The organism is Nocardia higoensis NBRC 100133 (genome assembly GCF_000308595.1).
Lineage (GTDB): Bacteria > Actinomycetota > Actinomycetes > Mycobacteriales > Mycobacteriaceae > Nocardia > Nocardia higoensis.
Window position 1 is genome coordinate 65843 of sequence record NZ_BAGA01000184.1, and the last position, 21514, is coordinate 87356.

Annotated in this window: 12 protein-coding genes; 5 read left to right on the forward strand and 7 right to left on the reverse strand. The window is 66.6% G+C overall.

Annotated elements, in window-relative coordinates; genetic code table 11:
- Nucleotides 1-76: 76 nt before the first annotated feature.
- Entirely contained in the window at nucleotides 77-6121 is a 6045-nt protein-coding gene (gene mobF, locus ON26_RS30750; RefSeq protein WP_051027980.1) for a MobF family relaxase, read from the forward strand.
- Between the two features lie 369 nt (nucleotides 6122-6490).
- Here mobF and ON26_RS30755 read toward each other — a convergent pair whose 3' ends face one another.
- Nucleotides 6491-7165 carry a GntR family transcriptional regulator gene (locus ON26_RS30755; RefSeq protein WP_040801781.1) on the reverse strand — a complete coding sequence of 225 codons (675 nt, stop codon included), beginning with the start codon at nucleotides 7163-7165 and terminating at the stop codon, nucleotides 6491-6493.
- 67 nt (nucleotides 7166-7232) lie between these two features.
- Between ON26_RS30755 and ON26_RS30760 the strand changes: the two genes are divergently transcribed.
- Genes ON26_RS30760 through ON26_RS30770 form a run of 3 tightly spaced genes read left to right on the forward strand, consistent with a single transcriptional unit; the run spans nucleotide 7233 to nucleotide 10766 of the window.
- Nucleotides 7233-8597 carry an LLM class flavin-dependent oxidoreductase gene (locus tag ON26_RS30760; protein WP_040801783.1) on the forward strand — a complete coding sequence of 455 codons (1365 nt, stop codon included), beginning with the start codon at nucleotides 7233-7235 and terminating at the stop codon, nucleotides 8595-8597.
- Nucleotides 8598-8617: 20 nt separating this feature from the next.
- On the forward strand, nucleotides 8618-9802 hold the full coding sequence (locus ON26_RS30765) for a CaiB/BaiF CoA transferase family protein (RefSeq protein ID WP_040801871.1): 1185 nt from the start codon (nucleotides 8618-8620) through the stop codon (nucleotides 9800-9802).
- A gap of 28 nt (nucleotides 9803-9830) precedes the next feature.
- Complete coding sequence (locus tag ON26_RS30770) at nucleotides 9831-10766, forward strand: HpcH/HpaI aldolase/citrate lyase family protein (protein ID WP_040801785.1); 936 nt, start codon at nucleotides 9831-9833, stop codon at nucleotides 10764-10766.
- Between the two features lie 130 nt (nucleotides 10767-10896).
- Here ON26_RS30770 and ON26_RS30775 read toward each other — a convergent pair whose 3' ends face one another.
- The 5 genes from ON26_RS30775 to prpD form a co-directional block, all read right to left on the reverse strand.
- The gene (locus tag ON26_RS30775; RefSeq protein ID WP_373280978.1) at nucleotides 10897-11829 is read right to left on the reverse strand and encodes a methylenetetrahydrofolate reductase; all 933 of its coding nucleotides are present in this window, start codon (nucleotides 11827-11829) and stop codon (nucleotides 10897-10899) included.
- 62 nt (nucleotides 11830-11891) lie between these two features.
- Nucleotides 11892-15281 carry a pyruvate carboxylase gene (locus ON26_RS30780; RefSeq protein WP_040801876.1) on the reverse strand — a complete coding sequence of 1130 codons (3390 nt, stop codon included), beginning with the start codon at nucleotides 15279-15281 and terminating at the stop codon, nucleotides 11892-11894.
- Nucleotides 15282-15385: 104 nt separating this feature from the next.
- Nucleotides 15386-16510, reverse strand: coding sequence for a bifunctional 2-methylcitrate synthase/citrate synthase (locus ON26_RS30785; RefSeq protein WP_040801787.1), 1125 nt, complete (start codon nucleotides 16508-16510; stop codon nucleotides 15386-15388).
- A complete protein-coding gene (gene prpB, locus ON26_RS30790; RefSeq protein ID WP_040801789.1) occupies nucleotides 16510-17424 on the reverse strand; it encodes a methylisocitrate lyase in 915 nt (304 codons plus the stop codon). Before prpB ends, ON26_RS30785 begins: the two co-directional genes overlap by 1 nt.
- Complete coding sequence (gene prpD, locus ON26_RS30795; RefSeq protein WP_040801791.1) at nucleotides 17424-18926, reverse strand: 2-methylcitrate dehydratase PrpD; 1503 nt, start codon at nucleotides 18924-18926, stop codon at nucleotides 17424-17426. Before prpD ends, prpB begins: the two co-directional genes overlap by 1 nt.
- Before the next feature lie 264 nt (nucleotides 18927-19190).
- Here prpD and folP point away from each other — a divergent pair, with 264 nt between their 5' ends.
- Complete coding sequence (folP, locus tag ON26_RS30800; RefSeq protein WP_218000662.1) at nucleotides 19191-20006, forward strand: dihydropteroate synthase; 816 nt, start codon at nucleotides 19191-19193, stop codon at nucleotides 20004-20006.
- Here the strand turns inward: folP and ON26_RS30805 are convergent.
- The gene (locus ON26_RS30805) at nucleotides 19971-21419 is read right to left on the reverse strand and encodes a short-chain fatty acyl-CoA regulator family protein (protein ID WP_040801881.1); all 1449 of its coding nucleotides are present in this window, start codon (nucleotides 21417-21419) and stop codon (nucleotides 19971-19973) included. The two genes, folP and ON26_RS30805, sit on opposite strands and share 36 nt — an antisense overlap.
- Nucleotides 21420-21514 lie beyond the last annotated feature (95 nt).

Genomic DNA, 21514 nt, shown 5'->3' on the forward strand with positions numbered 1-21514 from the left:
CACTTTACATGAAGTGCTGACAATTGCATAACCCGAACCCCTCGACTTTCTTCTCTTCGAAGCGCCCGATGGAGCTATGACCGCGACGATCCACAAAGTTGTCGCAGGCAATGGCTACCAGTATTACCTGCGCAATATCGCCGCGCACGACACCGAGTCCCGCGGACGATCCTCCCTGTCGGATTACTATTCCGCCCACGGCGAATCTCCCGGTGTCTGGCGAGGCGCCGGACTAGCGTCTCTCGGTATCGATGTGGGCACTGAAGTGACCGAGTCGCAGGTGAAATCGTTGTTCGGACTGGGTCGGCATCCGGATGCCGAAGTGATCGAAGACCGCGTCTACCAACATGAGATGGCGGCCGGTCGCACACCGAAACAGGCCGAGGACGCGGCCGATAAGGCGTCACGTATAGGCAACCCATATCGCGTGTACGCGGTCGATTCCGATTTCCGGAAGCAGTGCCTGGCGGCGTTCACCGAACACAATATTGCGCATGGAAAATCGAGAGAAGACGCGCTTTCCGACGAAGATCGCGCGCGGATCCGCACCCATGTCGCCTTCGAAATGTTCACCGAGGAGTATTCACGACCACCCCAGGACGCGCGGGAACTATCGGGGTGGATCGCCAAGAACTCACGCCCACCCACCACAGCGGTCGCCGGATTCGACATCACATTCAGCCCCGTCAAGTCGGTCTCAGTGCTGTGGGCGCTGGCGCCACTGTCGATGTCGGCGAAGATCGAGACCGCCCACCAGGCCGCCATCGCGGATGCGTTGGCGTGGTTGGAGCAGCACGGGATCTACACCCGGTTGGGTCGCAACGGCGTCCGGCAGGTCGATGTCGAAGGCATCGTGGCAGCCTGTTTCACCCACCGCGACAGCCGTGCCGGGGACCCTGACCTGCACACCCACGTCCTGATCGCCAACCGGGCCCGCACACTCGACGGCCGCTGGCGCACCCTCGACGGCGCCGCGATATATCGGGTGGTGGTCACGGTGTCGGAGATCTACAACACCCGCCTCGAACACCACCTCGAAGAGGACATCGGTGTGAAGTTCGCCGAACGCCCCGGCACCGACCCCACCAAACGCCCGATCCGCGAAATCATCGGCGTCCCAGCGCGGTTGATCGAGGCGTGGTCACGGCGGGAGACCGCGATCCGTTCCCGGGTCGGTGAGCTCGCCGCGAACTTCCAACGCATCCACGGCCGCGAACCCACCCCGACCGAACTGCGGAACCTGGCTCAGCAAGCCACCTTGGAAACCCGCCCCGCCAAACACCAATCCCGGTCGCTTACTGAACAGCGACACGGCTGGCGCGGTGAGGCCGTCGCCCTGCTCGGCTCCCGGGAGGCGGTCGCAGGCATGGTGTCGGTGGTATTGAATCCACCGTGTCCGCCGCGCGTCCGGGTCACCACGGAGTGGATCGCACGCACCGCCGACCAGGTGCTCGAAGTCGTGGCCGAGCACCGCTCGACCTGGCGGCCGGCGAATGTGCGCGCCGAGATCGAACGCCAGATCCGTGGCCGGGTACGCGGCAGCGACTGGGAACAGGCCGCCGAGGCGGTGCTTACCGCGGCTCTCGACCCCGCCCGTTCGATCACATTCGATGATCCCGATATCGCCGCCGAGCCCGAACTCGCCAGCGTCCCGGATGCGCTGCGCCGCCGCGATCGCACCAGCGTCTACACCCCGGGCGATGCCCGCGTTTTCACTTCCTCCCGGATTCTGATCGCCGAGGACGCGTTGATCGAGTTGTCGGTGCAGCCGGGCGCGCGCCGGCTCGAGCCCGAAGTCGTCGCGGCGGCGATCCGTGAACACGACATCGCGCACCCTGATCGAGCGTTGAATACCGGTCAACGCAGCGTGATAGAGGAATTCGCCACCTCCGGTCTGCGCGTGCACACCGCGAACGCGCCGGCTGGAGCCGGCAAGACCACCGCGATGTCGGTGCTCACCCGAGCCTGGGAGAACAGTGGCGGTGCGGTGCTGGGGCTCGCGCCCACCGCCGCAGCAGCCGCGGTCCTGGGTGAATCGATCCGGGCCCGCTGCGAAACCGTCGACAAACTCCTTACCGTCATCGACCTGCACCGGCCTGGCCCGACCGACCCGGCATCCGAAAAAGCTCACCCGCCGCCGTTGCCGCAGTGGGTCCTCGACATCGACGCCGACACCCTCGTCATCGTCGACGAACACGTCAAAATCAGCACCCTCAAACGGTTGAAACTTCTGCGGTTCCTCACCGCCCGCGGCGCGACGATCCGCTGCCTGGGCGATGACCACCAACTCCCCGCCATCGACGCCGGAGGTGTCGAAGCCGACATGACCGCCGCCGCACCCGAGCGCACCCTCACCCTCACTCATGTCGTGCGGTTCGCCTCCACCGCCGAAGCATCAGCGAGTTTGCTGCTACGCGACGGCGACCCGACCGCACTCGGCTGGTACCTCGACAACAACCGGGTGCACGGCGGGCACACCGGCGCAACCCATGACAACGCCTACACCGCGTGGGCAGCCGACCACGCCGCAGGTCGGGAGGCGATCATGCTGGCCGCCAACCACGACACCGTCACCACCCTCAACACCCGCGCCCGCGCCGACCGCCTCACCCGTGAGGGCAGCATCGGCGGGCTGGAAGTGGTGCTCGCCGACGGCACGTCGGCGTCGGTGGGTGACACCATCCGCACACGCCGCAACAGATCGAAACTGCGCCTCGGCACCCGTGACTGGGTGCGCAACGGCTACACCTGGACCGTCACCGCGGTACACGCCGACGGCAGCATCACCGCCCGCCACCACAGAAAATCCGCAGAAAGTGTGCGACTGCCCGCCGACTACGCGGCCCGGTACGTGCGCTTGGGATACGCCGCGACGATCGATTCCGCTCAGGGAATCACCGCCGACACCTGTCACGTCGTACTCACCGGCGGCGAGACCCGACAGCAGTTGTATGTCGCGATGACCCGCGGTGTGTACGCCAACCACACCTACGTTCCCTCGGCATTGAGCGGCGAGGAAGGTTCCTTCTACACCGAACCCGCGGTATTTCCGCGCACCGCGGTCGAGAACCTCATCGGCATTCTCGCCCGTGACGGCGCACAGAAATCCGCGACCACCCAGCTGCGTGACGCCCTGGACCCGCATCGGCGGATCGGGCGCGCACTCGCCATCTACCACGACAGCATCGCCCTGGCTGCGGAAAAAGCGCTCGGCCTGAGCGCACTCGAATACCTCGACACCGCCGCCGAGACACTGCACCCGGGCCTGTCCGACAGCCCCGCCTACCCGACTTTGCGCGGGCACCTCGCGACACTCGCCGCCACCGGCGCCGACCCCGTAGCGGTACTTCGTGCGGCCATTGCTGAACGCGAACTCGACACCGCCGCTGATCCCGCCGCTGTCCTGGACTGGCGCATCGATCCGACCGGTGCGCACTCGACCGGAACCGGGCCACTGCCGTGGACACCGGCCATTCCGTCCGGGCTCGACACCACGTCCACCCAAACCGACGCCCGCGCCCGCATCCTCACCGAACTCGCCACCCAGATCCGCCGCGACACCACCGGCTGGAGCCCACTCACCGCACCCGCATGGGCACGGCCCCTGCTCCGCACCGACTCCGACTTGCTCGCCGACCTCGCCGTCTGGCGGGCGAGCCTGCACATCCCCGACACCGACCTCCGGCCGACCGGACCCCGCCGCTACCCCGTCCGTGAACGTGTCCAGCAACGGATGCTCAACGCGCAGATCGACGCCGCGCTCGGCGACCCCATGCGTCCGGTTCACCGGTGGGCCGACACCGTGCGCAATATCGAACCCCGGATTCTCGACGACCCGCACTGGCCCGCGATCGCCGAACGCATCGACCTCGCCGACCGCGCAGGCATCGACATCACCACCCGCCTGAACACCGCCGCCGACCTCAAGCCGTTACCGGACGAGATGCCCGCCGCCGCATTGTGGTCGCGCCTGGAACTCGATCCCTCGGCACTCGACGCCCCCGACCACAACCTGCGCCCGGACTGGATCACCGACCTCCACGACATCCTCGGTCCCGACACCGCCGACCGAGTCACCACAGACCCGGCTTGGCCGCGAGTCGTCGCCGCCATCGACCAAGCCACCGGCACCGGATGGACACCGCGACAACTCCTGGCCACCGCCCACGAACTTCTCACCGCCGCCACACCTGATGACGCCACCGGACTACGCCCCGACCAGATCGCCGCCGCCCTCGCCTGGCGCATCGACGCACTCCTGCACCACACACCCACCACCCCAGCCACACAGAGCAGGTCCATGAACGAACACATCGCCACCCCCATGACCGAACCCGCCGCCCACGAACATCCACCCGACACCGAATCACCTCCCCGTGACCGCGATGTCCCCCCACGTTCACTATCCACACCGTCGGCCGCACAAACCAGCGGAGCCATCACGAAGATCGATGTGATCGCGGAGCTGTTCCGTCAGGGACGCATCCGTACAGCGGTACATCGGTTCCGCGAGTTCCAGGACCGTCTCACCGAGGAGCAACGCTGGGTCCTGGAAGCCATCGCCGACACCCTCTACCACCACCCGTTCCCTATTGCGGCCGCACATCTACGTCGTGCTGGTCAGCGCTTCCCCGACCATCGGGCGCTCATCGACGCCTGTACCCCGGCCAGCGATCCTGGTGTCTACCAAGACCTTCCCGACTACAGGCGGATATCGCCGAGCTATGACCGGGAACGTAGCGACCGCGCAGCACGTGACGACGACACCCGATACGAACCGGACCTGATCCATGACCCGCTCCCCGACCCGCAAGTGCGTGTACGCCACCAGGAGCAGGACTATCACGACACCCGCGCCGGGATCGACGACCAGCCCTGGACACGCCCTGACGCCCACGAGGTCCGCCGACTGACCGATGACCCCGACCTACCCCACTCCCATCTACCTCCACTGCCCCGGCCTACCACTGCACCGCCACGCGAATCCGACCCGCTCGCCGTACGCGGATACCGCCGCGACGAAGCCGCAGATCCCACCCCAGCCGCCTATGCCCTCGACTACGACAAGGCCGCAACCCACCGCTTACGCGGCCTGGAATGCGTCGCATGCAGCATCGAACGCCGCCCCGCCGACGCCACCCCCATCCCGCCCCGGCGATCCGACGACGGCCTCTGCCACGACTGCCGCGACACCAACCAACCCAGCATCCCCGACCACGACCCCGCCCAACACCCCACCACACGCGCGAACCACCTCGCCGCTACCAAACCCCTCACCACCGTCCACGCCATCCTGCGCCGCGACTGGAAAGCCACACCCCACCCGGACCGCCGCGCTCAGATCGAAGCCTGGGTCCACGAGCATCCCCTCACCGATACCCCGCCGATCTACACCCCACCGGTCGACAATCAGCTGTTCACGCTCACCGACACCGAAATCACCGACCGGATTACCGAACTCCGGCAACAACTCGCCCTCATCGACACCCACACCACCGCCTTCGCCCCCGCCCCGCCCGAACCCGGCGACCTGCTCGACGCCGATCAACTCGCCGACCGTCACCACGCCGCCCAAGACGCGATCCGAGCCGCGCGCCACGCCGACGAACTCCTTCACGCCGCCACCCGCGCGCTTCAGGCCACCCGCACAGAACTGGCCACTCACCGACAGCGCCTCGATGAAACACCTACCCGGCAGCGCCGCACCCGGCACGTCCTGAACACCCGCATCAACGAACTCCTCGGTCTACAAGCAGCCCACGAACGCGAACTCACTCGCGCACGCTGCGATGCCCGCGAAGCCCGACGCAACGCCACCAACCATGCCGGAACACCGGATCACTGGGATGACACTCTCGCCGACAGCCCCGAAGGAAGTCGACCCTGCCAGCCTCGGAACCATACCGATAGCAACCGCGCGGCAGTCGAGCAGTTCGTCACCGATACCCGGAACGAGATCGAACAACTCCATGCTGAACGGCGGCGACGACACAACCTGGCTCCTGCGCAGCACCAACACGAACACGCCCTACGGCACGCAGACCGGACCGAAATGGACCTGACGACACCCGACCCTGCCACCTCACCCGGCCACGACCCGGACATGGACCGAGGTCTCTGAAGCGACTTCTCCTACAAGCAGCCGACCAAATCCCGACCACGTAACACCGATGTGTGTAGCGATCGCGCGATCGCCGACTACCCACACCAAGTCGAGTCTTCCCGCGGTCAGCGTCCGTGCGCTTCCCGTCCTCATTCGCGTTCCTGGGCCGAGCTTCTCGTCCGATTCGATGATGGAGCGGGCGATAGTGGCACGGTCCGGGTGCCGAGGCCGTCATGGAAGCGACGTGCCGCCTCATCGAGCAGGCCACCGATCTGCCTGTGCCGTCCAGCAGCGCTCGCATTCGGGACCGTGACCTGAGACATGAGGGTCAGCAAGCGAGCATGCACCCCGCACGTATGTCCGGCGCAGCCGGGAGCGGCGGGCGTACTACCGCCGCAGTGAGGCCGACTCTTCGAAGCTGTGCTGGAGCCACTCGGTGAGTGAGCGTCCTGCGTCGAGTACGTGATTTTCGGCAATGTCACGGGCGCGGGCCGCGTCACGTGCTGCCAGCGCCTCGATGAGGCGATCGTGGTCGTCGAGGGAATGTTGTTCGCGTTCGGGAAACAGCCGCAGGAAGTTCGACGGCACTACGCGCGCGGACTGTCCGATCTGAGTCAGCAGGCGCGCAGAGTGCGAGGCGCGGTGGATTTCCTGATGAAAGCGCCAGTTGGCCTCGGCAATCGCATCCTCACCCGATCGTGAGGCGACTGTGGCGGCAAGTTCGCGCAGGTGCCGCAACTCTTCGTCGCTCGCACGCTCGGCGGCCCACGCTGCGGCCTGGCCGGTGAGTACCCCGAGGATGGTGAAGCTGTCCATGATGTCGCCGGGGCTGATGCCGATGACAGTGATGCCACTGCGGGGGGCGACACGCACCAAGCCTTCGTAGGACAGCTCCAGCAGTGCTTCACGCACCGGCGTGCGACTGGTGGCGAACTCCTCGGTGATGGCGTCGAGATCGATTCGCGCGCCGGCGGGTAACGCTCCGGTCAGAATTCGATCGCGTAGTTCACGGGCCGCTCGCTCGCGGACCGTGCCGGCGATGTCGACCGCGCGTGGTGCCATCGCCGAAGTGTAGCAGTGTCACTATGCCAGGTTTGAAATCTGATATGTCAGATGTTAGATTCCAAATATGGCAGTGAGGCACGGCGACCAGATGACGTTGGTCGCGTTCATGCAGGCGGGCAACACATCGGTCTACGCGGGATCTTGGCGCCATCCGGACACCGAACACGGGTATCTCGACGCGTCCTACTACGCGAAGATCGGACGGCAACTCGAGGAGGGTTGCTTCGATCTGATGTTCTTCGACGACCGGCTGGCAATGCCGGGTATCTATGCGAATTCGGTCTACGAGGCGGTGCGTTACGGCGCCCGGCCGGTCAAGCTGGACTTGGGCGTCGTCCTCGGGGTTCTGGCGCAGACCACCGCACGCATCGGCCTGGGCGCGACCTATTCCACCACCTACTATGCGCCGTTCCACGTCGCGCGGACCTTCGCCACGCTGGACCATCTCTCCGGCGGCCGCGCCGCCTGGAACGTGGTGACCTCGGTCAACGACAGCGAGGCGCAGAACTTCGGCGTGCAGGCGCACCTCGGTCACGACAAGCGTTACGAGCGGGCCGACGAATTCCTCGAGGTCGTCGGCGGACTGTGGGACAGCTGGGACGAGAACGCGATCGTGCACGACCGGAACGCCGGGGTCTACGCCGATCCGGCGAAGGTGCACGAACTCGGCCACGTCGGCCGGTTCTTTTCGGCGCGTGGGCCGCTGACGGTTCCCCGCACCCCGCAGGGTCGACCGGTGATCATCCAGGCAGGTTCCTCCGGCCGCGGGCGTGAATTCGCCGCACGGTGGGCAGAATTGATCTTCACCGGTGATCCCGGCCTCGAGGTGGCCCGCGCCCACTACGCGGACCAGAAGGCCATGATCGCGGACGCGGGACGTGACCCCGCGGCGGTGCGGATCTGCCCGATGGCGTACGCGGTGGTCGGGGAATCCGAACAGCACGCCGCAGAGCGCGAGGCGATGCTGCTCGAGGATCTCGTGCATCCGATGGCGTCGCTGACCCTGCTCTCGGAGTTGATGAACTACGACTTCTCCCGACACGACCTGGACGATCCGGTGACCGACGAGCTGATCGCCTCGGTGTCGGGTATCCGAGGTCTCGTGCAGAATCTGCGCACCCATATCGGCGGCACCGTCACAGTGGGTGATCTGGCCGGACATCGCGCGACGTTGTTGCAGGGCCCGCGTTTCGTGGGCACCGGCGCGCAGGTTGCCGAACAGATGGTCGAATGGTTCCATGCCGACGCGTGCGACGGTTTCGTCCTCGCCGCAACCCATATGCCGGGATCGTTCGAGGATGTCGTGCGCATGGTGGTTCCGCATCTGCAACGCGGGGGTCTGTTCCGCTCCGCCTACGAGGGCACGACCTTGCGTGATCATCTCGGTCTGGCACACCCCACCGCCACGACCACCCGGCCGGTCGCGTGAAGAGCGGCTCACACGACGCCATGCTGGCGGGAGTACGGGTGCTCGACCTCGCTACCCTGGCCGCCGCGCCACTTGCCGCAACCTATCTCGGGGAGTTCGGCGCCGATGTGATCAAGGTGGAACAGCCCGGCGTCGGCGATCCGATCCGCACCTGGGGCGCGCAACGCGACGGTGTGGGGCTGATGTGGAAATCGGTGTCGCGCAACAAACGGTCGATCACCCTGGACTTGCGCGGTCCCGAAGGGCAGAAGTTGGTGCGGCGGTTGGTCGAGAAGGTGGACGTGGTCGTCACCAACACCCGGCCGCAGACCCTGCGGAAATGGCGACTGGATTATCCGAGTCTGCGGGAGGTCAATGCACGGATCGTGATGCTGCACATCACCGGTTTCGGCTTGACCGGCCCGAAGAGCGGACGCCCCGGCTTCGGCACACTCGGTGAGGCGATGAGCGGCTTCGCCCACATCACCGGCGAAGCCGACGGCCCGCCCACCCTGCCGCCGTTCATGCTCGCCGACGGCGTCGCATCCCTCAACGCCGCCTACGCGGTGCTGATGGCGCTCTACCACCGCGACGTACACGGCGGTCCGGGACAACTGATCGACATCAACCTCGTCGACCCCCTAGCCCGTCTGCTCGAGCAGACGCTGCTCGGCTACGACCAACTCGGCACAGTCGCTCAGCGGGCGGGCAATCGCTGGGACATCTCCGCACCCCGCAACACCTACCGCACTGCCGACGGCAAATGGCTCGCTATGTCCGGCAGCTCGCCGGCACTGGCGTTGCGGGTGTTCCGCGCTATCGGACGGCAGGATCTCGTCTCGGACGCCGAGTTCTCCGATCCGCAACGACGTCTGGCGCGGGCTCGCGAGGTGGACGACGTCGTCGCCGACTGGGTGGCCGGAAAGACGCTCGCCGAGGCGATGGCAGTGTTCGAAGCCGAAGAGGTCGCCGCCGCACCGGTTTACGACATCACCGATCTGGTACGCGACGAACAGCTACGACACCGTGAAGTGTTCGTGCCGGTCACCGACGACGAACTGGGGACCATGACGGTGCAGGCCCCGGTGCCCCGCTTCTCCGGAACCCACGGCCGCGTCGACCATCTCGGCCCCCGGCTCGGCGAGCACAACGCCGAGGTCTACAGCGAACTACTCGGACTCGACGACACCGAGCTGACCGACCTGCACGACCGCGGCGTGCTGTGAATCACCACCGAACAAAGGAATTCGACGAATGACTCTGCTGATCCGCCGCTCCGAACTCGCGCTGCCAGCCTGCAACGACCACATGTTCGACAAGGCGCTCGCCAGCGGCGCGGACCTGGTGTTCCTCGATCTGGAGGACGCCACCCCCGAATCACTCAAAGAGAAGTCGCGGGAGAAAGCGATCACCGCGCTCACCGAACTGGACTGGGGTCGAACCGTTCCCGCCATCCGGATCAACGGCCTCGACACCCCCTGGTGCCACGACGACATCATCGAGATCGTCACCCGTGCCGGCGCGAACCTGCACACCATCGTGGTTCCCAAGGCCCGCACCGCCCGCGATGTGTGGTGGGTCGACGTGCTGCTCACCCAACTCGAGGACAAGCTCGGACTCACCCGCAAGATCCGGCTCGAGGTGCTGATCGAGGAGGTGGAGGGGCTCGCCAACGCCGAGGAGATCGCTGCCGCCAGTCCTCGGGTGGACGCGCTCATCTTCGGTGTCGGCGACTTCTCGCTGTCCCAGGGTGCGCGCGTGGACACCAACTTCGAACCCCTCGGCGACTACCCCGGCGACTTCTGGCACTACGCGCGCAACAAGGTCCTGGTCGCCGCGCGCATCGCGGGCGTGCTGGCCATCGACGCTCCGTTCCCGGACTACGGCAACGTCGAAGGCTACGAACGCGACGCCCGACGCGCATCGCTGCTCGGCTATACCGGCAAATGGGCCATCCATCCCACCCAGGTCCCGATCGCCAACACCGTCTACTCCCCCACCACCGAAGAGATCGCTTTGGCCGAACGTAATATCGCCGCCTATCGTGAGGCGGAGGCGAAGGGGCGGGGTGCGGTCGGTGTCGACGGCGTCTTGGTCGACGCCGCCCATATCAAGATGGCGCGGGCGACCCTGGCGCGGGCCGCCGCGATCGACCCTGAACGCACGCATTCGGCATCGGCGCTGGTCTGAGCAACGCCCGATCATCCCGTTCTGGGGGCGCCTCATTCGCGGCTCGGTCGACATGGCGACCGAGCCGCTGCCGAGCCATGGCAGCCGAACCCCGGGCTACTCGGTGGGCATGGCGGTCGAAGCCGCCCGTTCACGTGGAAGCGACATCGGTGACGAGGTGGTTGTCGCGGCTTTCGGTGGTAACGAGCCCGAGGTCGACCAGGATTTCGCTGGTGGCCTTGGCGAAGTTGAGGGTGACGAAGTGCAGGCAGGGCACGCCCTCGCCGATGAGGCGCTGGGCGATTTCGGTGGCGATCTCTATGCCTGCCGCACGCACCGCCGCGCGGTCCTCCTCCGCTTCGTCGCCTGCCGCGCAGTGTAGGCGTTCGAGCACCGCGCCGGGCAGCGGTCGTCCACAGAGTTCTTGTGCGCGGGCGACGGTGCGCAGCGAAGTAATCGGCATCAGTTCGGGAATGATCGGCTTGGCACCTTCGATCTGGTCGAGCGCGGCGACGCGATCGCGTAGTCGCAGATAGTATTCGACATCGAAGAACATCTGGGTAATCGAATAATCGGCGCCCGCACGCAGTTTGGCCACGAGATGGGCGGTGTCGTGATCGAGGTCGGGTGAACGGTGGTGCCCCTGGGGGAAAGAGGCCACACCGATGTGGAAGTCACCGAGGTCGCGCACCATCCTGACCAATTCCTCGGCATACTCGACACCCTCGGGATGTTTGACCCATTCCCCCAGCGGGTCGCCGGGCGGGTCCCCGCGCAACACGAGCACATTGCGGATGCCGGAATCAGCGTAGGAGCCGATCAACGACCGCAGCTCGGCAACGCTGTGCCCGACCGCGGTCAGGTGCGCGACGGGCAGCAGGGTGGTCTCCTCGGCGAGTTGCCTGGTAACCCGCACGGTGCGGTCCTTGGTCGAGCCTCCGGCGCCGTAGGTCATCGACACGAATGCCGGACGTAGGCACTCCAACTCGCGCACCGCACGCCACAGCCTGGCCTCGCCGGCCGCGTCCCGTGGTGGGTTGAACTCGACCGAGAACGGTACCGGTCCGCCCGAACGGGACAGCAAGCTCTGCGCGACCGATGAGGTCGCGGATGGCTGGTTCCGCAACCGGGCAGGGGGGTGAATCATCAGTCTCCCGTCAGTTCGATGAGCAGGTCGCCACCTTCGACCTGCTGCACCTTCGTCGTCGCGATCCGCGCGACCACACCCGCGCGGGGCGCGGTGATGGCAGCTTCCATCTTCATAGCCTCGATGGTGGCGATGGTGTCACCGACCGCGACGGTGTCGCCCTCGGCCACCGACAGCGTCACCACACCGGCGAACGGCGCGGCCACATGCGCGGGGTTGGTCTTGTCGGCCTTCTCCGCGGCGGGCACCTCACTGGCGACCGAGCGGTCACGCACCGCGATCGGGCGCAGCTGACCGTTGAGGATGCACATCACCGTGCGCATCCCCTTCTCGTCGGGTTCGGAGATCGCCTCCAGCCCGATGAGCAGCGTCACGCCCTTCTCCAACTGCACCTTGTGTTCCTCACCCCGGCGCAGACCGTAGAAAAACTGGTTCGCCGACAACCCCATGGTGTCGCCGTACTTCTCCTGGTGCGCCAGGAACTCCGCGGTCGGGCCCGGGAACAGCAGCCGGTTCAGGGTCGCGCGCCGCTGCTGGGAGTCAGCGGACAGTCCGGCTTCGTCCCGCGCGGAGAGTGTGACCTCCGATTCGGCCGTCGCCCGGCCGTCCAGGGCACGGCTGCGGAACGGCTCGGGCCAGCCGCCGGGCGGGGTGCCCAGCTCACCACGCAGGAACCCGATCACCGAGTCCGGGATGTCGTAGCGAGCCGGGTCGGCGGCGAAGTCGTCGGCGTCCACGTCGGTGCCGACCAGCGCCAACGCCAGGTCGCCGACCACCTTCGACGAGGGCGTCACCTTCACCAGCCTGCCGAGCACCCGGTCGGCGGCCGCGTACTGGGCTTCGACCTCCTCGAACCGGTCGCCGAGGCCGAGCGCGATGGCCTGCTGACGCAGGTTCGAGAGCTGGCCGCCCGGGATCTCGTGGGTGTACACCCGGCCCGTCGGTGCGGGCAGACCGGACTCGAAGGGCGCGTACACCTTACGCAGCGCCTCCCAGTACGGCTCCAGATCGCACACCTTCTGCAGGTCCAGGCCGGTGTCGTAGTCGGTGTGCGCCGCGGCGGCGACGATCGCCGACAGGGCGGGCTGACTGGTCGTGCCCGCCATCGCCGCGCTCGCGCCGTCGACCGCGTCGGCGCCCGCCTGCCATGCCGCCAGGTAGGTGGCCAGCTGACCGCCCGGGGTGTCGTGGGTGTGTACGTGCACCGGCAGGTCGAAGTTGCTGCGCAGCGCGGTCACCAGCTTCGCCGCGGCGGGCGCCCGCAGCAGTCCGGCCATGTCCTTGATGGCCAGCACGTGCGCGCCGGCGTCGACGATCTGCTCGGCCAGCTTCAGGTAGTAGTCCAGCGTGTAGAGATCCTCGCCCGGGTTCAGCAGGTCACCGGTGTAGGACAGCGCGACCTCGGCGACCGCGGTCCCGGTCTCGCGCACGGCCTCGATCGCCGGACGCATCTGATCGACATTGTTGAGCGCGTCGAAGATCCGGAAGATATCGATACCGGTGCTGGTGGCCTCGGAGACGAACGCCCGGGTCACCTGCTCCGGATACGGCGTGTAACCCACGGTGTTGCGGCCACGCAGCAACATCTGCAGACAGATATTCGGAATCGCCTCGCGCAGGGCGGCCAGCCGCTCCCACGGATCCTCGTAGAGGAATCGCAGGCCGACGTCGTAGGTGGCGCCACCCCAGGCCTCGATCGAGAGCAGTTCCGGGGTCAATCGCGCCACGTGCCCGGCCACGCCGAGCAGGCCGTTGGTACGCACGCGCGTGGCCAGCAGGGACTGGTGGGCGTCGCGGAAGGTCGTGTCGGTGACGCCGACGGCCTTCTGCTCACGCAGGGCTTGCGCGAAACCCTCCGGGCCCAGCGCCAGCAGCCGCTGCCGCGAACCGTCCGGCGGTGCGACACTCAGATCGATCGCGGGCAGCTTGTCGTGCGGGTACACCCGGGTCGGACGCTCGCCGTGCGGCTTGTTGACCGTCACATCGGCGAGGTACTCGAGGATCTTCGAGGCGCGGTCCGCGGGCCGGTTCTCGACGAGCAGTTCGGGCCGTTCGTCGATGAACGAGGTGGTCACCTGCCCCGCCCGGAAGTCCGCGTCATCCAGCACCGCCTGCAGGAAGGGGATATTGGTGGTGAGTCCTCGGATGCGGAACTCGGCGATCGCGCGGCGCGCGCGGGCCACCGCGCTGGGGAAGTCTTTTCCCCGGCAGGTGAGCTTGACCAGCATGGAGTCGAAATGAGCGCCGATCTCGGCGCCGACGTGGGTGCCGCCGTCCAGGCGCACACCGGCTCCGCCAGGGGTGCGGTAGCCGGTGATACGTCCGGTGTCGGGGCGGAAGCCGTTGGCCGGGTTCTCGGTGGTGATGCGGCACTGCAGGGCCGCGCCACGGATCGCGACGGTGTCCTGGCTCAGCCCCAGCTCGGCGAGACTCTCACCTGCGGCGATCCGCAATTGCGCCTGCACCAGGTCGACATCGGTGATCTCCTCGGTCACCGTGTGCTCCACCTGAATACGCGGATTCATCTCGATGAAGACGTGGTTGCCGCGCTCGTCGAGCAGGAACTCCACGGTGCCCGCGTTGCAGTAGCCGATCTGGCGCGCGAAGGCGACCGCGTCCGCGCAGATCCGCTCGCGCAGCGCGGGGTCGAGGTTCGGCGCGGGCGCCAGCTCGATGACCTTCTGGTGGCGTCGCTGCACCGAGCAGTCGCGCTCGAACAGGTGCATGACATTGCCCTGGCCGTCGGCCAGGATCTGCACCTCGATGTGGCGCGGGTTCATCACCGCCTGCTCGAGGAAGACGGTCGCATCGCCGAACGCCGATTCCGCCTCGCGCGAGGCGGCCTCGATGGCCTCCCGCAACTGGGCGGGCTCGGCCACCCGGCGCATACCGCGACCACCGCCACCGGCGACCGCCTTGACGAAGATCGGGAACTCCAGCTCGCGCGAGGCCTCGAGCAGTTGCTCCACGTCGGCGGAGGGTTCGCTGGACTTCAGCACCGGCAGCCCGGCGGCCCTGGCAGCCTCGATCGCGCGGGCCTTGTTGCCCGCCAGTTCCAGGATGTCGGAGGACGGGCCGATGAAGGTGATGCCCTCGCGCGCGCAGGCCGCCGCCAATTCCGGGTTCTCCGACAGGAAGCCGTAGCCTGGATAGACAGCATCGGCACCCGCCGACTTGGCGGCGTCGATGATCGCCTCGATCGACAGATAGGCCCGCACGGGATGTCCGGGCTCGCCGATCTGATAGGACTCCGCCGCCTTGAGCCGATGCACCGAGTTGCGGTCCTCGTACGGGAAGACCGCGACGGTGCCGATGCCGAGCTCGTAGGCGGCGCGGAACGCGCGGATGGCGATCTCGCCACGATTGGCTACCAGGACTTTGGAGAACATGGATCGGTCGACCTCATCGGATGTCGGCGCGCGGGTCACGCGGGATAACGGGAATCGACGGCCCGCACTGTTCGTACGGGCCGTCGATGGTGGACGGAAGCAGATCAGGCGACGATGGACCGCTGCGGGACGCCGACGTACTCGCTCAGCGGCCGGATCAGCGCGTTGGACTCGCCCTGTTCGACGATGTGCGCGGTCCAGCCGGTGATCCGGCTCATCACGAAGATCGGAGTGAACACTTCGATGTCGAAACCGAGCAGGTAATAGGCAGGGCCGGTCGGGAAGTCCAGATTGGGCTTGATCCCGGTCGCTTCGTTCATGGTGCGCTCGAGAATCTCGTACATCTGCACCCACTTGCCGCCGTCGGTGGCGGCGGCGATGTCCAGGAACGCTTTCTTCATGGTGGGCACCCGGGAGTCACCGTTCTTGTAGACCCGGTGGCCGAAGCCCATGACCTTTTCCTTCTTCGCCAGCTTCTCGCGCATCCACGCTTCGGCCAGGGACGGGTCGCCGATGGCGAGCATGTCGTGCATGACCGCTTCGTTGGCGCCGCCATGCAGAGGACCTTTGAGTGCCCCGATGGCTGCGGTGACCGCGCTGTAGATGTCCGACAGCGTCGAGGTGACCACGCGGGCGGCGAAGGTGGAGGCGTTGAAACTGTGCTCGGCGTACAGGATCAGCGAGACTTCGAACGCCTTCACCAGCTCCGGTGCGGGGATCTCCCCGAAGCACATGTTCAGAAAGTTCTGCGCATACCCGAGATGGGAATGCGGGGCGATCGGGTCGAGACCGCGCCGACGCCGTTGATCGGCGGCAACGATGGTCGGCAGGACAGCCAGCATGCGCAATGCCTTGGCGCGGTTGGCCTTCGCGGAATTGTCATCCTCGAGCGGGTCTTCGGCGCCCAGGTAGCTGATCGCGGTGCGCACCACATCCATCGGGTGGCAATTGTCGGGCAGCTTGGCCACCAACGACAGCAACGACCGGTCGGCGCGGCGAGACGCGCGTTCCTGCTGGGCGAAGCGCTCCAACTCGGCGTCGGTGGGCAGTTCGCCGTACCAGAGCAGGTAGGCGACCTGCTCGAAGGAGCAGTGCGCCGCCAGATCCTGGACCGGATAGCCGCGGTAGGTCAGCGAATTCGTTTCCGGCACCACCTTGGAGACAGCGGTGGTGTCGACGACGACCCCTGCCAACCCCTTGTAGATGGTCGGTATCGCGGTATCCGTCATCACTGATCCCTTCTCAGTGTGAAATTGAAGACCTCGGAATCGAATTCGTTGTAGCGCTCGTACTGCAGCAACTCGTAGAGGCGGCTGCGGTGCTGCATATGGTCGAGCAGACCGGATTGGGTGCCCTCGGCGAAGATCTCGCGCAAGCCGGCCTCCGCGGCGAACATGGCCAGGCGCAGAGTGGTGACCGGGTAGATGACGGCGTTGTAGCCGATCTTCTCCAGGGTCGAGGCCGACAGCAGGTCCGACTTGCCGAACTCGGTCATATTCGCCAGCAACGGGGTGTCGATGGCGGCACGGAACTTCTCGAAGTCCGCCGGGGTGTGCAGCGCTTCGGTGAAGATCAGGTCCGCGCCTGCCTCGGCGTAGGCTTTCGCGCGATCGACCGCCGCGTCGATCCCCTCGATGCCCGCGGCGTCGGTGCGCGCGCAGATCACGAAGTTCGGGTCGCGGCGCGCGGAGACGGCGGCGGCCAGCCTGCGCACCATCTCGTCGGTGGGCACCACGGCCTTGCCGTCGAGATGACCGCAGCGCTTCGGGTTGACCTGGTCCTCGAGATGGCAACCCGCGATCCCGGCTTCCTCGAGGACGGTGACCGTCCGCGCTGCGCTCATCGGCTCACCGAAGCCGGTGTCGGCATCGATGAGCACCGGCAGGTCGGTGACCCGTGCAATCTGGTGGCCGCGCCCGGCGACTTCGGTCAGGGTGGTCAGCCCGATATCGGGCAGACCGAGGTCGGCCGAGAGAACGGCACCGGAAACATAGACACCCTCGAATCCGATCTCCTGGATGAGCTTGGCGACCAGCGGGTTGAACGCCCCCGGGATGCGCTGGATGCTGCCCGAGGACAGGCCCGCGCGGAAGGCGAGACGCTTGTCGCCGGCCGAAGTGGTCGAGGCGAGCAGGCCGGACATCAGAACAGTCCCTTCGGCGACCGGGGCGCGCGGGCGAGCACGTCCGCGGAGACGGTGAACGTGAGCTCCGACAACTCACTCGCGGACAGCTCACCCGCGCGCTGGACCACCTCGAGGAAGCGGTCCTGCTCGGCCGAATCGATGACACCCTCGGCAAGGGTGCGGAACTTGGTGATGTACTGCTCACGGGCGAACGGACGAGCGCCCAGCGGGTGAGCGTCGGCGACGGCCAGCTCGTCGGTGATGACTTCGCCGCTCTTCAAGGTGATCTCCGCGCGGGCGCCGAATGCCTTCTCGTTCGGATCGGTGGAGTGGTAGCGGCGCGTCCATTCCGGGTCCTCGGCGGTGGAAATCTTGCGCCACAGCTCCACGGTGTCCGGACGCTGGGCGCGCTCGGGCGCGTAGGAGCGCTCGTGATGCCAGGTGCCGTCCTGCAGCGCGACGGCGAAGATGTACATCACCGAGTGGTCAAGGGTTTCGCGCGAGGCGGTGGGGTCGAACTTCTGCGGATCACCCGAGCCGGTGCCGATGACCACGTGGGTGTGGTGGCTGGTGTGCAGCACGATCGAGGCGATCTGCTCCAGATCGCCGATCCGGTCCCGCATGCGCCGAGCCAGGTCGATCGGGGCCTGCGACTGGTATTCGGCGGAGTGTTCCTTGGTGTAGGTGTCGAGGATGCCGAGCTTGGGCTCGCCCGGTCCCGGCAGCGGGACCGAGTACTCCTTGTCCGGGCCGCCGAGCAGCCAGGCGATCACACCGTCCTCACCTTCCCAGATCGGTGACGGCGCGCCTTCGCCGCGCAGTGCCCGGTCGACGGCCTCGACGGCCATCTTGCCCGCGAAAGCGGGCGCGTAGGCCTTCCAGCTGGAGATCTCCCCCTTGCGGGACTGCCGGGTGGCGGTAGTCGTGTGCAGCGCCTGGCCGATGGCCTGATAGATGGTCTCGGCATCCAGGCCGAGCAGGGTGCCGATGCCCGCGGCCGCCGAGGGGCCGAGGTGGGCGACGTGGTCGATCTTGTGCTCGTGCAGGCAGATCGAGCGCACCAGATCCACCTGGATCTCGTAACCGGTGGCCAAGCCGCGGATCAGGTCGTGGCCGTTGCGGCCGGTGTGCTGGGCCACCGCCAGGATGGCGGGGATGTTGTCGCCGGGATGGGAGTACTCGGCGGCCAGGAAGGTGTCGTGGAAATCCAGCTCCCGCACCGCCACGCCGTTGGCCCACGCCGCCCATTCCGGAGAGAACCGGCCCTCGGCACCGAACACGGTGGCGCCCGGCTGGTATGGATGTGCCAGCGCCTGCGCTCGCGCGTTGGATACCGAGCGGCGAGTAAGTGCAGCGGCCGCGACAGCCGCATTGTCGATGATCCGGTTGATGATCATCTCCTCGACCTCTGCCGTGACCTCGACCGGATCCGCGGCGACTTCGGCGATGCGCCAGGCCAGGTGTTCCTCGCGCGGGAATTGCTCGGCCGAGCGATGAGTGCGGACGAGATGATTTTTCACGGGTTCAGGCCTCCGAGGCGTCGTCGTATTCGGTTGTTTTGAACGCTACCGACGTCGGCACAAGCAGGAAAGACGTTGCATCAGGCGAATCTTGTGGAAGCGGTACAGCGAATCTGCGAAACTTGTGTAAGCCTTCCCGATGTCGGCGGAAATTGTCCGACACAGGGCAACGAGTTACCCTGTACACACCTCTCCGAGCGAGCCGGTTCCGTCGTAGGAGGTCCGATATCGCGACCGGATCAATCGAAAGGATTCTTCGGCGTCATGCATGCCCGGATCATGGGGATTCTCAATGTCACACCGGACTCGTTCTTCGACGGCGGCCGCTTCACAGACCCCGCGACCGCAATCGAACGGGGTCGACAGATGCTGCGCGAAGGAGCCGAAATCATCGACGTCGGCGGCGAATCCACCCGCCCCGGCGCTGATCCGGTCCCGATCGATCTCGAGTGTGAGCGGGTGTGCGCTGTCGTCGAAGCGTTGGCCGGCGACTGCATCGTCTCGATCGACACACGCCACGAGGCCGTCGCCCGCAGCGCTGTCGCTGTGGGCGCCCGATGGGTGAACGACATCTCGGCCACACTGGCGCCGATGGCCGCCGAACTGAACGTGGGTTGGATAGCCATGCATATGCAAGGTATTCCTTCGACCATGCAGAATGCCCCGCATTACACCGATGTCGTCGCCGAGGTACAAATGTTTCTGCACACGCGAGCGGGACAGGCCGAAACTCTCGGGGTGCCGGAAATCATGATCGATCCGGGTATCGGATTCGGAAAGACTGCCGAACACAATCTGACACTTATCGATGCACTCGAAGAACTGACGAGAATGCCCTATCCGGTAATCGTCGGCGCGAGTCGCAAATCATTCATCGGACAGGTACTCGGTCTTCCCGACCCTGCGGACAGGCTCATCGGCTCACTCACTGTGGCCGCCATTGCGGCGGCGCGTGGAGCAGCGGTGATCCGGACACACGACGTCGCTCCCACGGTGCAGGCCATCCGGATGGCTGCGGCGGTGTGCTCACGTTCAGCGGAGAACTCACCACGGCTCGCCACTATCTTCGCGCGCGGGTAACGCGGGCGCATAGGGGGTCATGGCCGGACGGTTCTCGTCGGCGGCCAGTGGTCGACCGATCTGCGGAAACGCCCGCTGTGCGCAATTGCCGCGTTCACACACCCGGCAGCCTGCGCCGATCGGCACCGCCTCGGCAGGGTCGTGGATCGGAAGCCCTCGAGAGTAGATGAGCTTGCCGGCGAAGGTCAGGTCGCAACCGAGCCCGATGGCGAAATCGCGTGAAGGCGCGCGATAGCCCGGACTGTGCTCCCCTGTCGTGCGTGCCAGCCACAGATAGGTGCGACCGTCCGGCATCTGCGCGATCTGGGTCCGGATTCGCCCCGGGGTGGCGAACGCGTCGTGCACCACCCACAATGGGCAGCTTCCGCCGACCCGGGAGAAATGGAACGCGGTGGCGGACTGCCGTTTCGAGATGTTGCCCGCCCGATCCGTGCGGACGAAGAAGAACGGCACACCACGCCGACCCCGTCGTTGCAGCGTCGACAGACGATGGCACACCGTTTCGAACCCGACCTCGAACTGAGCGGAGAGCAAGTCGATGTCGTAGCGCAACGCCTCGGCCGCGGTGAGGAACCTCCCGTAGGGCAGGATCAGCGCACCGGCGAAATAGTTCGCCAACCCGATGCGCAGCAGCCGACGCGACTCCGCGGGCAGGGACGTGGTCTCGGCGAGCAACTCCTCGATCACCTCGCCCTGGGTGAGAAAGGCCAACTGGGTGGCCAGCTGAAAGGCCCGCTGCCCGGCAGTGAGACGACGGGCCAGGGTGAGGGTACGGGCCGCCGGATCGTAGATCCTTTTCGGACCGGGGTGACCGGGGTTCTCGGAGCGGATTCGCACCGCCACATCGTGCTGATCTCGCAGCAGGCGAGCCAGTTGCAGATCGAGACCGCCGAGGGTGAATTCGTTGCGGTCGAACAGTTCTTCGGCTGCGGTGTCGAGAGCGGCGATGTGATTGCGTCGGTCGTAGAAATAGTCGCGGACGTCTTCGTAGGGCATCGCCGCGCGAGGCGCCGCCCCCGGTCCATCGATCCCTGCGGTCAAATGGTCGAGCTGGTCGTCGGCGGCGCGCAGTTGCCGATGCTGCTTGATCAGCAGCCGCGCGGCGGCAGGAACACGGGACAGCAGGTCATCGAGCTCACTGCTGGACACCGAGCCTGCTTCGGGATTCTCGGCGAACACCTCCTGCAGATCCGCGAGCAGGCGGGCGTCGGTCTCCGGGGCGAAGAAGCCGACCTCCAGGTCGAAGGTCGAGGTCAACCGCATCAGCACCGGTATGGTCAACGGCCGTTGCTCGTTCTCGAGCTGATTGACATAGCTCACCGACAGTCCGAGCAGCTTCGCCAGCCCGGACTGCGACAGCGTGTGCTGCTCCCGCAGAGCGCGCAGCCGGCCGCCTGCATACATCTTTTCCATCGCGAGCACCTTTCCGACGACGTCCTGGTGACAACCGACCCACGCAACGCGGCCGGGGCGCCGCCGCCTCGGGCGGCCGACGAGGTGTCAGCACC